At 63.8% G+C, this 16932-nt stretch carries 12 protein-coding genes, 1 pseudogene and 1 riboswitch; of the genes and pseudogenes, 8 read left to right on the top strand and 5 right to left on the bottom strand.

Annotated elements, in window-relative coordinates; genetic code table 11:
- Window positions 1–350 precede the first annotated feature (350 nt).
- From ABWO90_RS17335 to ABWO90_RS17320, 4 genes and pseudogenes are all read left to right on the top strand, one after another.
- Window positions 351–1448: a saccharopine dehydrogenase family protein gene (locus tag ABWO90_RS17335; protein ID WP_353192468.1), complete on the top strand. Its 1098-nt coding sequence runs from the start codon at window positions 351–353 to the stop codon at window positions 1446–1448.
- A 239-nt stretch (window positions 1449–1687) separates the two neighbouring features.
- Window positions 1688–2845 (top strand): annotated as a pseudogene (locus ABWO90_RS17330) (cysteine desulfurase family protein); the annotation flags it as partial.
- 190 nt (window positions 2846–3035) lie between these two features.
- On the top strand, window positions 3036–4505 hold the full coding sequence (locus tag ABWO90_RS17325) for a catalase (RefSeq protein ID WP_353192467.1): 1470 nt from the start codon (window positions 3036–3038) through the stop codon (window positions 4503–4505).
- A gap of 187 nt (window positions 4506–4692) precedes the next feature.
- Window positions 4693–4770: riboswitch (Fluoride riboswitch) on the top strand.
- A gap of 148 nt (window positions 4771–4918) precedes the next feature.
- Window positions 4919–6268, top strand: coding sequence for a voltage-gated chloride channel family protein (locus ABWO90_RS17320; protein ID WP_502922649.1), 1350 nt, complete (start codon window positions 4919–4921; stop codon window positions 6266–6268).
- An 11-nt stretch (window positions 6269–6279) separates the two neighbouring features.
- Here the strand turns inward: ABWO90_RS17320 and ABWO90_RS17315 are convergent, their stop codons facing one another.
- A complete protein-coding gene (locus ABWO90_RS17315) occupies window positions 6280–7194 on the bottom strand; it encodes a DUF72 domain-containing protein (protein ID WP_353192509.1) in 915 nt (304 codons plus the stop codon).
- 111 nt (window positions 7195–7305) lie between these two features.
- On the opposite strand from ABWO90_RS17315, the gene ABWO90_RS17310 reads away from it, so the two are divergent.
- The 4 genes from ABWO90_RS17310 (at window position 7306) to ABWO90_RS25060 (ending at window position 11233) form a co-directional block, all read left to right on the top strand.
- Window positions 7306–9390 (top strand): ATP-dependent helicase, encoded by a 2085-nt coding sequence (locus ABWO90_RS17310; RefSeq protein WP_353192466.1) that lies wholly within the window; start codon window positions 7306–7308, stop codon window positions 9388–9390.
- A gap of 290 nt (window positions 9391–9680) precedes the next feature.
- On the top strand, window positions 9681–10463 hold the full coding sequence (locus ABWO90_RS17305; RefSeq protein WP_353192465.1) for a bestrophin-like domain: 783 nt from the start codon (window positions 9681–9683) through the stop codon (window positions 10461–10463).
- A 66-nt stretch (window positions 10464–10529) separates the two neighbouring features.
- Window positions 10530–10811, top strand: coding sequence for a DUF1653 domain-containing protein (locus ABWO90_RS17300; protein ID WP_353192464.1), 282 nt, complete (start codon window positions 10530–10532; stop codon window positions 10809–10811).
- 251 nt (window positions 10812–11062) lie between these two features.
- Window positions 11063–11233, top strand: coding sequence for a DUF6726 family protein (locus tag ABWO90_RS25060; RefSeq protein WP_502922648.1), 171 nt, complete (start codon window positions 11063–11065; stop codon window positions 11231–11233).
- 301 nt (window positions 11234–11534) lie between these two features.
- On the opposite strand, the gene ABWO90_RS17290 is transcribed toward ABWO90_RS25060, so the two are convergent.
- The 4 genes from ABWO90_RS17290 to ABWO90_RS17275 all read right to left on the bottom strand — a co-directional run bounded on the left by ABWO90_RS17290 (window position 11535) and on the right by ABWO90_RS17275 (window position 16840).
- The gene (locus ABWO90_RS17290) at window positions 11535–12707 is read right to left on the bottom strand and encodes an alpha/beta fold hydrolase (RefSeq protein WP_353192462.1); all 1173 of its coding nucleotides are present in this window, start codon (window positions 12705–12707) and stop codon (window positions 11535–11537) included.
- 195 nt (window positions 12708–12902) lie between these two features.
- The gene (locus tag ABWO90_RS17285) at window positions 12903–14306 is read right to left on the bottom strand and encodes an HdeD family acid-resistance protein (RefSeq protein WP_353192461.1); all 1404 of its coding nucleotides are present in this window, start codon (window positions 14304–14306) and stop codon (window positions 12903–12905) included.
- Window positions 14307–14510: 204 nt separating this feature from the next.
- Window positions 14511–15845, bottom strand: a complete 1335-nt coding sequence (gene argG, locus ABWO90_RS17280; RefSeq protein ID WP_353192460.1) for an argininosuccinate synthase — start codon at window positions 15843–15845, stop codon at window positions 14511–14513.
- Between the two features lie 98 nt (window positions 15846–15943).
- Window positions 15944–16840, bottom strand: coding sequence for a LysR family transcriptional regulator (locus ABWO90_RS17275; RefSeq protein WP_353192459.1), 897 nt, complete (start codon window positions 16838–16840; stop codon window positions 15944–15946).
- Window positions 16841–16932: the final 92 nt, after the last annotated feature.

Genomic DNA, 16932 nt, shown 5'->3' with positions numbered 1-16932 from the left:
AGACGCGTTCGCCTCGGACGCATGCGCTTCGATCCTCGTCACGCGCGTCGGTCGAAAGTCCCTCCCGTCCTCCCGCACACATCTGAAGGCATCACGTTGGACTCGCGAAGTGCGCAGTCTTCCACGAGGTCTCGGCCGAATGCCATCTGCCACCGGAGACGCGAAACGTCTGTCGTGACGTAATGCATCACAAATTTCGTCATTTAGGCGAAATGTACTTGGTTTGTGACGAATTAACGCTACATTTCATCTGTTGCCCTCAATAGAATCAATGCATCGGCGCATCGCTGAACCTCAGCGATGCGCCCTGCCGGCCGACCAATTTGCCGTTCTTGTTGGGGGAGGAAAACATGAAGAAGATCGCCTTGCTTGGCGCGGGACACATCGGCCAGACCATCGCGCGTTTGCTGCACGACAGCGGCAATTACCGCGTGAGCGTATTCGATCGCAGTGCGGCGGCGGCGGCCGTGGTGGGTGACTACGCGCATGCGTTCGTCGAACTCACCGAGACCGACACAGGGGCGTTGCAGCGCGCCGTGTCGGGCCACGACGCCGTGATCAACGCGTTGCCCTACACCATGGCCACGAGCGCGGCCACGGCCGCCGTGGCCGCAGGATGTCACTACTTCGATCTGACCGAAGACGTGGCGGCAACCCACGCGATCCAGCAACTTGCCGAAGGGGCGTCCACCGCGCTGATGCCGCAGTGCGGTCTGGCGCCGGGCTTCATTGCGATCGCGGCCCATCATCTCGCGGCGACGTTCGATCAGGTGGATTCCGTGAAGATGCGTGTCGGGGCGTTGCCCGCGTTTCCCACCAACTCGTTGAAGTACAACCTCACGTGGAGTGTCGACGGGCTCATCAACGAGTATTGCCAGCCGTGTGAGGCGATTCGCGACGGCGCACGACTGACCGTGCAGCCGCTCGAGGATCTCGAGCATTTCTCGCTCGACGGTGTGGAGTACGAGGCGTTCAATACGTCGGGCGGGCTGGGCACGCTGTGCGAAACACTGAGCGGCCGTGTCCGCGATCTCGACTACAAATCGGTGCGTTACCCGGGGCACGGCGCGTTGATGAAAGTGCTGTTGAACGAGTTGCGACTGAAGGACGATCAGGCGACGATCAAGACGATTCTCAAGCGTGCGGTACCGAGCACGTTACAGGACGTCGTGCTCATCTTCGTTGTCGTGAGCGGTCTGCGCGCCGGCGTGCTGACGCAGGAAGTCTTCGCCCGGAAGATCTTCGCGGAGCGCAACAACGGCCACAGCGCCAGCGCGATTCAGATCACCACGGCGTCGGCAATCTGTGCGGCCGTCGACATGTTCTTCGCAGGACAACTGCCGCAGCGCGGTTTCGTGCGTCAGGAGCAGATCGCACTACCGGACTTCCTCGCCAACCGGTTCGGACAGGTGTACGCGCACTCGACGCATATCGAATCCCTCTCCTGAGCGCGATACGTAAGCACCGGGCTGCGCCAGGAAGGAGGCGCCCCGACTGGCGCCCGGCACGGCGCAACGTCATGCCCATGAAGTGACGGTGGATTGTCATGGATGGACGAAATTTCCTGATATCCGTGATTTTCGGGATGAAGTTTCTCCAAAACACGATTTTGCCGGGTGATTCGGCAAGCCTTTTCTCGGTTTCGGCGCGTAGGATCGATGCACATTTTTTATCCGGTGCCGAGATCATGCGCGAAAAAGAACCGCTTCATTACTTCGACTATGCCGCGACGACGCCGGCTGATGCCGCCGTAATCGCCGCCATGGCGGATTGTCTGGGGGTGGACGGCGTGTTCGGCAACCCGGCATCGAGTTCGCATGCGGCCGGCGTGAGCGCGCGACGTCTGGTCGAGCGCTCGCGTGCACAGGTCGCCGCACTCATTGGCGCCGACGCCGCCGAGATCGTCTGGACGTCCGGCGCTACCGAGTCGAACAATCTCGCACTCAAGGGGTACTCGGAACTGGGGCAGGCGCGCGCCCACCTCATCACGAGCGTGCTCGAGCACAAGGCCATCCTCGACACGATGGGCTATCTCGAGAAGCACGGCGCGACGGTCTCCTATCTGACGCCGTCCGCCACGGGCGAGATCACGGCCGACGCCGTGGCTGCAGCGCTTCGTCCCAATACCGGTCTGGTGTCGCTCATGCTCGTCAACAACGAACTGGGGACGCTGACCGACGTCGCGGAAATCGCCAAGGTCGTCCATGCGGCCGGCGCGCTGCTGCATGTCGACGCCGCACAGGCACTCGGCAAGACGCCCATCGACGTCAAGGCAATGGGCATCGACATGCTGTCGATGTCGGCGCACAAGGTGTACGGTCCGAAGGGGATCGGCGCGTTGTATGTCAACAAGGACGTGATGTCGGGCATTGCGCCGCAGATCCACGGTGGCGGCCATGAACGTGGCCTGCGCTCGGGCACGCTGGCGACGCATCAGATCGTCGGCATGGGCACGGCATGCGAGCTGGCGATGCAGTCGATGACGACGGACAACGCGCGCATTGCGCAACTGAGCCGCCGTTTGCTCGATGGCGTGCTGGCGCTCGATGGCGTGGTACACAACGCGGCGAACGCCCGACGCATTGCGCATACGCTCAGCCTGACCGTCGCGCATCCGGGGTTCTTCACGTTCATGCTCAATGGCAATCTGGCGGTGTCGTCCACGTCGGCGTGCAATTCCGCGTCGGGCCAGCCGTCACACGTCCTTAGCGCGATTGGTCTGGACAGCGAAGCGGCAAGTCGCACGGTGCGTGTCAGCCTCGGACGCTTCACGACCGAGGCGTCCGTCGACTTCGCTATCGCCTGCTTCGAGCGGGTGGTCTGTCAGTGCCGTGCCCTGGCGGCATGACGGATTAGGCCTCACGGCGGTTGCGTGAGTGGGGAAAACGAGTGCAGTGAAGGGAAGTTGCGCCATCGCAAGTTGACGGCGATTCAACGCGTCGCTCGCTGTTACCAGCGGGGCGTCGTCTTGTATTATGCTTTGATCGACTTCCATTCTCTCCCTCTCCCCACCCACCTTCATGTCGGAGGTACGTATGAGCAAAGAGAAAGAACGTCTGGACACCGGGTCGACGACCGGTGCCGGCGCCCCTGCGGCAAGCGACCGCAATACGCTTTCGGTCGGCCCGGACGGTCCCCTGCTGCTTCACGACGTTCACTTCATCGAGCAGATGGCGCACTTCAACCGGGAAAAGGTCCCCGAGCGCCAACCCCACGCCAAGGGCGCAGGCGCCTTCGGTGTCTTCGAAACCACGGAAGACGTGAGCCGTTACACCAAGGCGTCGCTGTTCAAGAAGGGCGCCAAGGTCGACATGCTCGCCCGTTTCTCCACCGTCGCCGGCGAAGCCGGCAGCCCCGACACGTGGCGTGACGTGCGCGGCTTCTCCCTCAAGTTCTACACCGACGAAGGCAACTACGACCTCGTCGGCAACAACACGCCGATCTTCTTCGTGCGCGACCCGATGAAGTTCCCGCACTTCATCCGCAGCCAGAAGCGCCTGCCCGATTCGGGCCTGCGCGACAACCACATGCAGTGGGACTTCTGGACGAACAATCCGGAATCCGCGCACCAGGTCACCTATCTGATGGGCGATCGCGGCCTGCCGCGCACCTGGCGCCACATGAACGGCTATGGTTCGCACACCTACATGTGGGTCAACGCGAGCGGCGAGAAGTTCTGGGTGAAGTATCACTTCCATACCCAGCAGGGGATGGAGTTCTTCAGCAACGCGGAAGCGGCGACCATGTCCGGCCAGGACGCCGATTTCCACCGCCGCGATCTGTTCGATGCCATCGCCCGTGGCGAGCATCCGAGCTGGATCATGTCGGTACAGGTCATGCCGTATGCCGACGCGAAGAAGTACCGCTTCAATCCGTTCGACCTGACGAAGACGTGGTCGCACAAGGACTATCCGCTGATCAAGGTGGGCAAGATGACGCTCAACCGCAATCCGGAGAATTTCTTCGCGCAGATCGAGCAGGCCGCCTTCTCGCCGGGCAATACCGTGCCGGGCATCGGCCTGTCGCCGGACAAGATGCTGCTCGGGCGCGCGTTTGCCTACAACGATGCGCAGCGCAATCGTATCGGCACGAACTTCCACCAGTTGCCGGTGAATCGTCCGAAGGTGCCGGTGCAGACGTACATGTTCGACGGTCAGATGGCGTTCGATCACAGCGGCAATGCGCCGACCTATGTGCCGAACAGCGGCGGACGTCCGTACGCCGACCAGACCGGCGCGGCCGCCGACGGCTGGGAGTCGGACGGTGACATGGTGCGCAGCGCCTATACGCTGCACAAGGAGGACGACGACTTCTCGCAACCGGGCGATCTCGTGCGCAACGTCTTCGACGATGCCTCGCGCGCGCGGTTGGTCGAGACGGTGTCGGGTGCCTTGCTGGCCGGGGTGCACAGCCCGGTCCTCGAACGCGCTTTCGATTACTGGAAGCAAGTCGATCCGGACATCGGCGCGCGCATCGAGAAAGCGGTGAAGGCCGCGAAGAAGTAACGGAGCACCTTGGCGAAGACGTCAGCGAATGACGTCCAGCGTGACAGCGACGGCGGGCGACGGTGCATGGCATCGTCCCCGCCGTTTCTTTTGATGAACGGCCGGATGCCGAGCCCTTCGCTCGCCGCGTTTCGGCACAAGAAACGTCACGCATTGTGAGGGTACGCGCTTCCTGATAGCATGAAGCCTGCTGCACGGAGATGGCATACCTCCGGCGTTCCTACGCAAACCGCTCCGCCCTGGAGCTGATGATGCCTGCAAGATCCTGGCGTGCCGGGAGGTTGCGGGCCATGCGTACGAGCGTTTCTTTCGTTTCTCTCGTTTCGTTCGAATTCCCGAATCTCGATCCCCCGGTTCACGCGCAGGCCATTTGTCTGACGACGTTGTTCGTCCCGATGTTCGACACCATGAAGATGTTTCACGACTCTGCGTTGCGCGATCTTGCCGGTGTGCTGCCGCGAACCGCGCAGGCCAGCGCGCTCGCAGCGCTTGTCGGCGTGATGGCCGGCAGCGCCTCGGCGCTGTTTCTGGTTGCCCTCGACCTCGCCACCGACACCCGGCTGGCGCACCCGTGGCTGCTCTGGTTGCTGCCCGTCGCCGGTTTCGCCGTCGGCTGGCTCTATCTGCATCTCGGGCGACGTGTGGAGGCGGGCAATAACCTGCTGATCGACGAAATTCACGACCCGCAGCGTGTCGTGCCGTTGCGTATGGCGCCGTTGGTGCTGTTCGGCACCGTGATCACGCATCTGTTCGGTGGTTCGGCCGGTCGCGAAGGCACGGCCGTGCAGATGGGCGGCGCGCTGGCCGACCAGCTCACGCATGTGTTCCGGCTCCCCGGCGAACAGCGTCGCGTGCTGTTGATGTCCGGTATCGCCGCCGGATTTGCGTCGGTGTTCGGCACGCCGCTCGCGGGTGCCGTCTTCGGGCTCGAGGTGCTCGCGATCGGACGCCTGCGCTACGACGCGTTGCTCCCGTGTCTGGTCGCGGCGCTGGTCGGCGATGCCGTCACACGCGCCTGGGGCGTACACCACACGACCTACGCGATTGCCCCGAATCTGCTCGCCGTGTCGATGTCGCTCTCCGGGGCGTTCAGCGCGGCGGTGGCCGGTGTCTTGTGCGGACTCGCCGGGATGGCTTTTGCGCAGGCCACGCACGCGACATCGGGCTTCATGAAGCGCCACATCGCGTACGCGCCGTTGCGTCCGCTGGCGGGCGGTCTGGTGGTGGCCATGGCGGCCACCGCGTTGGGTACGCCGCAATACCTCGGCCTGGGCGTGCCGACCATCGTCGACGCCTTCCACACCACGCTGCCCTGGTACGACTTCCTCGGCAAGGCGCTCTTTACCGTCGTCACGCTCGGCTCGGGTTTCAAGGGCGGGGAGGTCACGCCGCTGTTCTACATCGGCGCGACGCTGGGCAACGCACTCTCGCATGTGCTGATGCTGCCCGCCGCCGTGCTCGCAGGCATCGGCTTCGTCGCGGTGTTTGCCGGGGCGGCCAACACGCCGATCGCCTCGACATTGATGGCCATCGAGATCTTCGGTCCGCAACTCGGCGGTTACGCGGCGATTGCCTGCGTGCTGGCGTACCTGTGTTCCGGGCATACGGGGATCTATCGCTCGCAGCGCGTCGGCCACGGCAAGCACGGGTTTCGCGAAGCGGACGGTGCCGTGCCGGAGGGAACGCGCCTGGCCGATCTGCCCGCGTGGCGCAACGCACGAAAGGCAAACGCGCGAGCCGCCGACGACACGCAACGCCGCTGAGACCGGACCCGCTACAGGCGGGCAAGCCCCGCCAGCGCGCGCTGGAATGCTGAAGCGTTCTTCATGCCCTGATCTTCGTGGTTCGTGTTGAACAGGACGTGCGTATCGTCGGCGAGCGCGGCAATGCGCTCGACACGCGCCGAGATGTCGATCAACTCGCTCGCACTGTATTCGTAGACGAAGCGTCCGGACGAGGCGGTGACGTCGCGACGGTTCCACGCCGCGGCGTTGCGTCCGTGAAGCCGCACGACGCAAAGATCGTCGCGCGTCACGGCCCATACGGCGGGCACGGTGTTCTCGAAGCCGACAGGGCTATCGACGATGGTGTGCGCCGCCCCGGTCTCTCGCAGCATGGCCAGCGTGGCGGCTTCGCGTGAGGGCGTGTCGAACCAGCTCCGATGACGAAACTCGACGGCATGGCGCTCGCCGTCGAGCCGCCGCGCCGTCTCGAAGACCAGGGCGCGACCCGCGCGGTCGTTGCGCACGCGTGGCGAGAACTGGAAGTGGATCGCCGTCAGTTGCCCGCTCTGACGCAGCGGTTCGATGGCCTCGAAGTAGCGGCGCCAGAGTTCGTCGCGCAGTTCTGTGGGAATGTCCTCCTGTGCCAGTGACGCTGTGCCGTCATCCGTCTGGCCGAGGGCGTCGGCAATGTCGGCCGGCAGCGCCCGCAAGGGCGTCGTGTGGCCCGTGAACGCACGGAACGCCTTGATGTGGAAGCGAAATGCAGCCGGTGTGCGCTGCGTCCAGCGCCATGCGACAGCGGCGTCCGGCAGACGGTAGTAGCTGCTGTCGACCTCGACCAGATCGAACGTCGAGGCGTAGTGACGCAAGCGGGCCTCGGGCGTGTCGACGCCCGGCGGATAGAAGCGTCCGCAGGCGATCAGCGTGGGGTCGGTCCAGGACGACGTGCCGGTACGAATCATGATGGGCGTGAAAGCCGTCGCTATAATGTATAAATATACAGTACTCTTGTTGCGTACTCGCGGGCTGGTGGCCCGCATTTTTGTGCATTCTTCAGCGTTGCAGCCAGATTCCGCATGTCAGACCAGCCGACTGCCCCCGCCCGAGACCCCTGGGCCGAACTGAACGACCGACAGCGTGAAGCCGTCGACTACGGCGTGGGCGACGACGGCGCCCCCGGCGGCCCGTTGCTCGTCATCGCGGGCGCCGGGTCGGGCAAGACGAGCACGCTGGCGCATCGCGTGGCCAATCTGATCGTGCGCGGTGCGGACCCGAACCGCATTCTGCTGCTGACGTTTTCGCGTCGTGCCGCAGGTGAAATGGAGCGTCGTGTGGGCGCGGTGCTTCAGAAGGTCCTGGGACTGGCGTCGTCGCAACCGCCGTCGCTGCCGTGGGCCGGCACCTTTCACGCCATCGGGGCGAGGCTGTTACGCGACTTCGCGACGCGCATCGGCCTGTCGGAAGCGTTCACCATCCACGATCGCAGCGATGCCGAAGACCTGCTCGGACTCGTTCGTCACGATCTCGGCTTCTCGGCGACGCAGTCGCGCTTCCCGCTAAAGGGCACCTGCCTGTCGATCTATTCGCGCGCGGTGAACAGCCAGGCGCCGCTCTCCGAGGTGCTCGCGAAGCACTTTCCGTGGTGCGCGCAGTGGGAGGCGCAACTCAAGACGCTGTTCGGTGCCTACGTCGACGCGAAGCAAGCGCAGCACGTGCTCGATTACGACGACCTGTTGCTGTATTGGGCCGAGACGATGAGTGCGCCGGCACTCGCGCGTGAGCTGGATGCGCGCTTCGATCACGTGCTCGTCGACGAGTATCAGGACACCAACCGCTTGCAGGCGCAGATCCTGCTCGCGATGAAGCCGGAGGGGCGTGGCCTGACCGTGGTCGGCGACGATGCGCAATCGATCTACGCGTTCCGTGCCGCCACCATCCGCAATATTCTCGACTTCCCCGGACAATTCGCCGCCCCCGCGCACGTGGTCACGCTGGAGCGAAACTACCGATCCACCCAGCCGATTCTCGATGCGTCGAACGCCGTGATCGCCGAGTCGAGCGAGCGCTATGCCAAGGCGCTCTGGACGGATCGCGCCTCAGCGCGTCTGCCGCAGCTCGTGAATGTCAGCGACGATTCGGGACAGGCGCGATGGGTTGCCGATCAGGTGCTCGCGCAACGCGAGACGGGCACTCGCCTGATGCAACAGGCCGTGCTGTTCCGCACCGGCAGTCATAGCGCAGCACTCGAACTGGAGCTCACGCGACGCAATATCCCGTTCGTGAAGTTCGGCGGGTTGAAGTTTCTCGAAGCGGCGCACGTCAAGGACATGCTGTCGATTCTGCGTTGGGCGCATAATCCCGCGAGTCGCCTGTCGGGGTTCCGCGTGGCGCAGTTGATCCCCGGTATCGGCCCGGTGAGCGCCACGCGCCTGCTCGACGCGATGGCGCAGTCCGCCACCCCTGCGCAGGTGCTGGCCGAGTTCAAGCCGCCGTCGGCGGCATCGGCTGAATGGCGGGCGTTCGTCGACGTCTACATGGCACTCCACGACGCGCGTCTCGCGTGGCCCGCAGACGTGGATCTCGCGCTACGCTGGTACGCGCCGCTGCTCGTGCAACGCTTTGACGACGCAGCCGTGCGGCAGGCCGACCTCGAACAACTCGCGCGCATTGCGAACACTTACGGTTCGCGAGAGCAATTTCTCACCGAGCTGACCCTCGACCCGCCGGACGCCACGAGCGCACAGTCGGGCCCGCCGTTGCTCGACGAGGACTATCTGATCCTGTCGACGATTCACAGCGCGAAGGGGCAGGAGTGGCACTCGGTGTATGTCCTGAACGTGGTCGACGGGTGCATTCCGTCGGACATGAGCACGGGCGATGATGAGGACATCGAGGAGGAACGCCGCCTGCTGTACGTGGCGATGACACGCGCCAAGGAATCGCTGCAACTGGTCGTGCCGCAGCGGTTCTACGTCCACCAGCAAACGGGCCTGGGCGATCGTCACGTGTATGGCACGCGCAGCCGTTTCATCTCCGACAAGATGCTGTCGCTCTACGAGATGCTGCCGAAGGCGCGCGAAGGTGATGCGCCGCGCGTGCCGGTGGGCGACGTGACGGTGCATATCGACGTGGCAAGGAAGCTTCGCAATGCATGGTCGTGAGTTCGCGCTACGCGACACACATGCCTTTGACGAGGCGGCGCTGACGTCGCTGCGCGTTTGACGAAATCGCTCTGACGCCGCGGCGTCAACTTCGCTCGACAGTGCGTCGATTCTTGCATCGCGTTTCCGCCGTCAGGCGCTGAAATATTCCAAAGTTGCCGTCTTCGGCGCATCAGGTATAGTCGCCGCATCGGCGGCGGCGCCTGGCGCGTCTCGTCGCCTTGCCAGCCGTCATGCATGGCCGGGGAACGGCTTTTCGATACGAATGCGAGGGGGCACGAATGCCATCGATGGTGGATCAATTGACGTTGTTGCCGACGGGCCTGTTGCTCGTCGGCATGTCGGTTGCCGTCGCGCTGATTTCGGTGATGGTGGCGTGGGTGGCGCGCGTCTGGTTGTTCGAGCGGCTGGCCGATCCCGCTGAAGTGCGTGGCACGGTCGCAGACGTCGTGCATGGCAGCTTGCTCGCGTTCATCGTTTTCGTACTGGCTCACGTATTGACCGATGTGCGCGCCAATCTCGGCCGAGCCGAGGATCAGGCGTTGCACGAAGCCTCGGTGGTGAGGCGTCTGGATCGTGAGCTCAAAGCCGTGGGTGATGCCGACTCGCAGGCGGCCCGCGTGCTGCTGCGCGGCTATGTAACGTCTGCGGTGAGCGACGAATGGAAGACGTTGAGTACAGCGGACCCCGATCTTTCACCCACGACGGAAAACGCACTGACGGCCTTCGTCTCGGCAACGCGAAAGGTCGTTGCGCAGCACGACGCGAGTGCCAGCTCGATACGGACACTGCTCGACCGGCTGGAAGAGGCCCGTCAGGGACGCTTCGAAAATTCCACGAAAACGGTGCCCGCCGTCTTCTGGTGGGTGATCTCGCTCTTCATGCTGGCCGCGATGGCCATGAACGGCCGATATCCCGGCTCGTGGAAGAGCAATTTCATCATTGCGCTGCACATGGGCGCGATCGGCATGGTGATCGCGTTGATCATCAATCTGGATGAACCTTTCCGCGGCGCTTCGGGCATCTCGCCGGCGCCGCTGGCGAAGTCTGTGGGCATCGTCGTGCCGCACTAAGCGGAACATTCGCAACCTACCCCGAGTCGGACGAAGCCCGGCTGTCGTATGCAGGAGATGTGCAAGATGCTTTCGAATCAACCCGCGCCCAGCGCGGAATCCACGCCGGAAATCGAGGCGTTTCGCCCCGGCGTGTATCGGCACTACAAGGGCAATTGCTACCTCGCGCTCGGCATCGCCCGGGCCGACGAGACCGATGAACCGGTCGTCGTCTATACGCGACTCTATCCGCGCGAAGGACTGCCGATGAGTACGCGGCTGCTGCGGATCTGGAACGAGCCGGTCGAGACCGACAACGGTCCGGTGCCGCGGTTTACGTATATCGGCCACACGACACCCGCCGTCTGAATGGCGCCTCGCGCATCCATGAAGCCCCCATTGGCTTCCTGTCTGCGCCAGCCACAACGGCCTGTCATTTCCTTCGGGCATGCCGCCCGACTCTGGACTTCTCACTCATGAACCTGCTTTTCCCGAAGCGTCGAGAGACGGCGGCTCACTTGCGCGCCCGCACCGTCAACGCCGATGAACACGACCCACGAGGTAGTTCGGCGAAGCACGGTGACGCGCCCGCATCGGCATCGCGTCCGGCGCCTCGCAATCTGCGTCGATGGTGGTCGTTGTTTGCCATTCTGCCGTTCGTGACGTCGGTGTCGGGGTGCGGGCTGATGGCCGCGCCGTGCCGTGTGGCTTCGGCGGGACTGAAGATCGTGCCGGTGGTCGGGGGCGTGCTCGCCGCGCCGACCGATGGCTGTGCCGCCGTGATCGATTGACGGCGAGCGTGACGATACGGAGAGAGACTCGCGGGCGCTGCGTGCGATCAGACGAATTTTCCGAACGCACAAAAAAAGAAAGCCCGCGCGTTGCGGGCTTAATCCATATCAGGAGGAGACATGGAGGAGACGAGTTCAGTATAGGACGACGTGTTGCGTCGCACCATATGTATTTTTACGTAAGTGTCTCGGTGTTGCTCGTGCGCAACGAGAAATACATTCATAAAAATCAATGAGTTATAGAAATTTCCCTCGCTCGCCCCTCACCGTTTCGCTTCTAAATCCTGAGTCATCCCTCTAGTTATTGTGCGCGTGCACCCTTCTCCGTCGACATCTGTTTGTAGACGAACGGGAGCGAGTCGCGCAGCGACGGATTGACGGCGGCGTCGTGGTCGAGCCCTTGATACACACGCGTCACTACGGTCGTGCCCGCCTTGGCGACATCGCGCGCGAACGCTTGCTGCATGACGACCGGCACGTCGATGTCCAGCGAACCCATGCCGATGAATACCGGGTGCTTGACGCGCAGCGTCGGGAAACGCAGCGACGGGGTCTGGGCGTGTAGCAGCTTCTGGATATCGGGCTGAAGGCTGTTGCCTGCATTCAGACCGGCTGCGGTGGAGTGATCGGTCAATTCGCCAATGCACAGTGAGCGGGCTTCGTTCAGCACCGGCACCGCCTGCGGCGAGAAGAATTGCGACGCCCGCAACGACGGGTCCCGATCGGCCGCCGACAGGAACAGGTACATCGCGTACGGAATCTTCGGATCGGGGGCGCCGGGGTCAGGCTGGCTCGCGAACAGTTGTGCGGCCGACGTCTGCGCATTGAAGTAGGGCGTGCCGGTGAGCACCGTGGCGATCACTTTGACGTCGGGCGCGTATTGCGGTTGATAACCGGCCGCGGAGAACGCGGCGTGCGCCCCCTGCGATTGCCCCACCAGCACCACGCGATTCTGTAGCGGGAATACGCTGCGAGCGGCCAGCAGGCTGTCGAGCACGCTGTAGGCCTCTGCACGTGAGTTCAGATAGTGGTGCAGTCCGCGCGAGCCCAGACCGGCGTAATCGGGTGCCACTACGGCGAAGCCCAGCGAAAGCCACGTTCCCAGGTATTGAATGTCGCGTTGCGAGCGAACGTTGAGCGACGGTGCGCATCCGTTGGCGACCCCTACGGTGCCATGCGCCCAGACGACCACGGGCCAGCCGTCCGGCGGCGTGGGCCCCTTCGGCAGGAAGACGGCGCCGGTATCCTCGCGGGCCTCGATGCCCGTCACGCCGTCGATGGAGCTGTAGCGGATGCGGAACTGTTCGCCCGCTTCGGGCAGGCCGTGATCGGCTTCGAGCGGCTGTCGGTCAACGATGGCGCCGTGAGGAATCGTGGCGGGGGCGTCCTGCGGCGTCACCGCATGCGCGGCGCGACCGATGACAAGACTGGCGAACAACGCGGCGCTCACGAAACGCCACAGGCGGTTGAACATGTTGAACTGTCCTCGTATCGGGTTTTGCGGATGAAGCGCGCGGCGGGCGGTGCGTAGCTGCCCGGATGCTTGCTGCCATTGCCCTGGCCTGTACAAGTGACGTTACACCGTCCCCGCGCTTATGTCTTGCGCGGTTTCGTGTCAGTGCGCGCGAGGCAATGCCCGGCGCACTTTCCTTCGATCCTTCGTTTGCCGTTACCCGTGCGATGCCGGATTGCCTTGCGTCTGAGCGGTGGCGGCCTGCTCCGCAGCTTCACGCCACGCGCGGCGCGAACGCCGCATGCGGCGCACGGCGAGCGAGGACATCGTGATCCAGCCGAACGGGCGCGGATCGACGAGCATGCTCACGGCGCGCGCGTAATCGAGCACCAGGCCGGGGGTCCAGGCCATGGTCTTCGCCCGCTTGCGCAGTTGCGCGGCGACCCACAGTTCCGGCGTGAGCCACAGACGCACGAACGTCCACCAGCCCGCATCGCCGCCGTTCTGCAGTTGTCCGACGCGGCCTTCGATCGCCGCTTCGAGCGCCTTGGCAACGCTACTCGAGCAATTGCGGTGGGTCAGGTTGTACGTGGGGTTCTGTTGGTACATCTGCCAGAACGCGTTCAACTGGTCGGGACTGTAGTTGCGAATGCGCACCTTGACGGTCGACGGGCACCACGCCTTCGACTCGGTCGCGTAGTCCGGCTGGAAGGTGCCGGGCACGTCGTTTTCGCGTGTGGCGCGCAGCAACTGTCCGAACTGGTCCGGCGACCGGTCGATTTCCTGGGCCGGGTAGAGGCTCACATACACGCCTTCGTGGCTTTCCAACGCCGCGTGCCCGGTCGAGATCACACCGTTCCTGTCGACCGCCGCGATGTACCGGTCGATCACGGGATGGCGTCGCGCGGGCGCCTTGGCGGAGCCGGACGGCGTCCAGACGTGCACCGTCAACGCCGGTTCGGTGTCGGCGGGCGGACCTTCCCAGCGCGGCGCCCGGGCGCGTTTGTTCCACAGCTCGCGCTTTTCTTCCGGCGACGCCAGGATTTCCTCGACACGGAAGTCGCGGCGCAGGCGACGTGCGCGCATCGCCAGCACCATCACGTTCCAGCCGGTGAACGCGAGTCCCAGCCCGATGGCGTAAGGCAGCGTGCCCTTGTAATGCGTCGGATACGGTTGATAGAAGAAGATCGCGACGGCGATTTCCAGCAATCCCCCGGCCATCGCCCATGCCCAGCGCGGGTAGCGCACGACATAGGCGGCCACGCATTGCAGCAGTCCGTCGGCGAGGAATAGCGTGCCGAACAGCATCGACAGCCAGAAGTTGCCGTTGCGTTGATCGAAGAAGAGCACCAGCAGGGCGGCCACGGTGAAGGTGCCGCCTTTCAATGCGCGCACGATTCGCTGCCCGCCCACGCCAATACCGACGATGGCGAGCGTGGCCAGACCTTCGAGCAGTAAGAGCCACGCGAAGACCTTGAGCGGGAAGTGCACCACACCGTCGAGGGCATCGACGATGAGTGCCAGCCCGAAGGCAAAGAAGATCGCACCGATCCAGATCAGTGCGCGGGCCCGGCGCCGCAAATAGTTCACGCCGAGCAGGAGCAGTATCAGACGTACCAACGCTAGGACTCCATCGCATGCGCCAGCCGTGCGCGCACCCCGAATGCGGGAGAAATTGGGATATGACCTCTATTTTTCGCTATCTTAGCGCGTGATCCGTGACAGGCCAAAAACAAAGGCGGCGCGCTCCTTTCGGGGCGCACCGCCTGTTGTGTCAGACGACACAGCCGCACCGCCCGGGGGGCGATGCGTGTGTGGAGCGTCTTAGTCCTTCTTGCTGTCGAGCTGCGGCAGGGCGTCGTCGCTCGACGACGTGAGCAGGCCGGCCTTGGCGTACGTCATCAGCTTCTCGCGCGTGTCGACGATGTCGAGCGTGCGCATCGTGAGCTGACCGATACGGTCGAGCGGCGTGAAGACGGAGTCGCCCTTTTCCATCGTCAGGCGTTCCGGCTTGTACGTCAGGTTCGGCGACGTCGTGTTGAGCAGCGAGTAATCGTTGCCGCGACGCAGCTCGATGGTCACTTCGCCGGTCACGGCGCGTGCCACCCAGCGCTGGGCCGTCTCGCGCAGCATGATCGCCTGCGGGTCGAACCAGCGGCCCTGATACAGCAGACGGCCCAGACGGCGGCCGTTCTCGCGGTATTGCTCGATGGTGTCTTCGTTGTGGATGCCGGTGACCAGACGCTCGTAAGCGATGAACAGCAGCGCGAGGCCCGGGGCTTCGTAGATGCCGCGGCTCTTGGCTTCGATGATGCGGTTCTCGATCTGGTCGCTCATGCCCAGGCCGTGACGGCCGCCGATACGGTTGGCTTCTTCGAACAGCTCGACCGCATTGGCGAACGTCTTGCCGTTGAGTGCCACCGGCTGGCCTTCTTCGAAGCGCACGGTGACTTCTTCGGCCTTGATCGCGCAATCGTCACGCCAGAACGGCACGCCCATGATCGGCTGCACGATCTTGATGCCCGAATTCAGGTGCTCCAGATCCTTGGCCTCGTGCGTGGCGCCCAGCATGTTCGAGTCCGTCGAGTAGGCTTTCTCGACCGACATCTTGTAGTCGAAGCCGTTGGCGATCAGGAACTCCGACATTTCCTTGCGGCCGCCGAGTTCGTCAATGAACGTCTGGTCGAGCCACGGCTTGTAGATCTGCAGGCCCGGGTTGGTCAACAGACCGTAGCGGTAGAAGCGCTCGATGTCATTGCCCTTGAACGTGCTGCCATCGCCCCAGATATTGACGCCATCTTCCTTCATTGCGGCCACGAGCATGGTGCCCGTGACGGCGCGGCCGATCGGCGTGGTATTGAAGTACGTGACGCCGGCCGTCGAAATGTGGAATGCACCCGATTGCAGCGCGGCGATGCCTTCGGCGACCAGTTGCGCGCGGCAGTCCACCAGGCGGGCGTTCTCGGCGCCGTAAGCCATGGCGCGGCGCGGGATATCGTCGTAGTCGGGTTCGTCCGGCTGACCCAGATTGGCCGTGTAAGCGTAGGGAATGGCGCCTTTTTTGCGCATCCAAAGTAGCGCAGCGCTGGTGTCGAGACCGCCCGAAAAGGCGATGCCGACCCGTTGTCCCGTGGGGATGTGTTGCAGAATCGTGGTCATCGGCGTGGAAAAGCTGGGTTTTTAACCTGTCAAGTATCCCCGTCCGGGCTATGGATGGTCAAGTCTGATGGCCGATTCCCGTGCTGCGGGACCCCGGTTTACCACTGCGCGCCGGCCGTATTGCAGGCCGACGACAGGAAATCGGAGAACGCGCGGATCACGAGAGAAGCCTGACGATGCTGTGGATAGACGACATGAATGGCCGACGCCGTGGGTGCGAATTCGTCCAGCACCGTGACCAGTCGGCCGTTCAGCAGCGCCGGTGCGACGATGAACACCGGCAACCAGGTCAGCCCCAGTCCTGCCACTGCGGCATCGCGCGCCAATTCGCCGTTGTTCACCCGCAATCGCCCCGTCACCGGAATCTCGACGGGATGCCCGTCGCGCGAATAGGTCCAGTTCACCCGCTGGCTATGCCCGTAGGGCAGCAGCGCATGATCGCGTAGATCTTCCGGCGTTTCGGGCGCCCCATGGGCTTCGAGATAGCGCGGACTGGCGCACGTGACCATGCGCATGGGCGCGATCGTGCGGCCGATCAGCGACGAATCGGCCAGCGCGCCGATACGAACGGCCACGTCGTAGCCTTCGGCAATGATGTCGACGGTGCGGTCGTTCAACTCCAGCTCGATGGTGACGTCCGGGTACGTCGTCAGGAACGACGGGATGACCGAACTGAGAAACATCGTGCCGAACGACATCGGGGCGGACACCCGCAGATTGCCTCGCGGGCGCTCCCCCTGGCTGCTGACAGCCAGATTGGCGGCTTCCACGTCGTCGAGAATGCGTCGTGCACGCTCGTAATAGATGCGTCCCAGATCGGTCACGGCCAGTCGCCGTGTCGTGCGCACCAGCAGTCGCGCGCCCAGCGTCTGTTCCAGCGACGAAATGCGACGGCTCACGAATTGCTTCGAAAGCCCCAGCTTGGCCGCCGCGCCCGTGAAGCTCATGGCGTCCACGGCCGTGACGAAGATGCGCATGTCGTCGAGCAAATCCATCGGCAAGATTCCAGTCGTAAGAAAGTTTGGGTGACAACGAGACGGTTTGCGTCACCATTGTCACCCGCAGACTGACAATCTTAGCCGAGCCT

This window comes from Pandoraea pnomenusa (assembly GCF_040391475.1).
GTDB classification, from domain to species: domain Bacteria; phylum Pseudomonadota; class Gammaproteobacteria; order Burkholderiales; family Burkholderiaceae; genus Pandoraea; species Pandoraea pnomenusa_C.
This window is presented reverse-complemented; position numbering and strand designations above follow the sequence as displayed.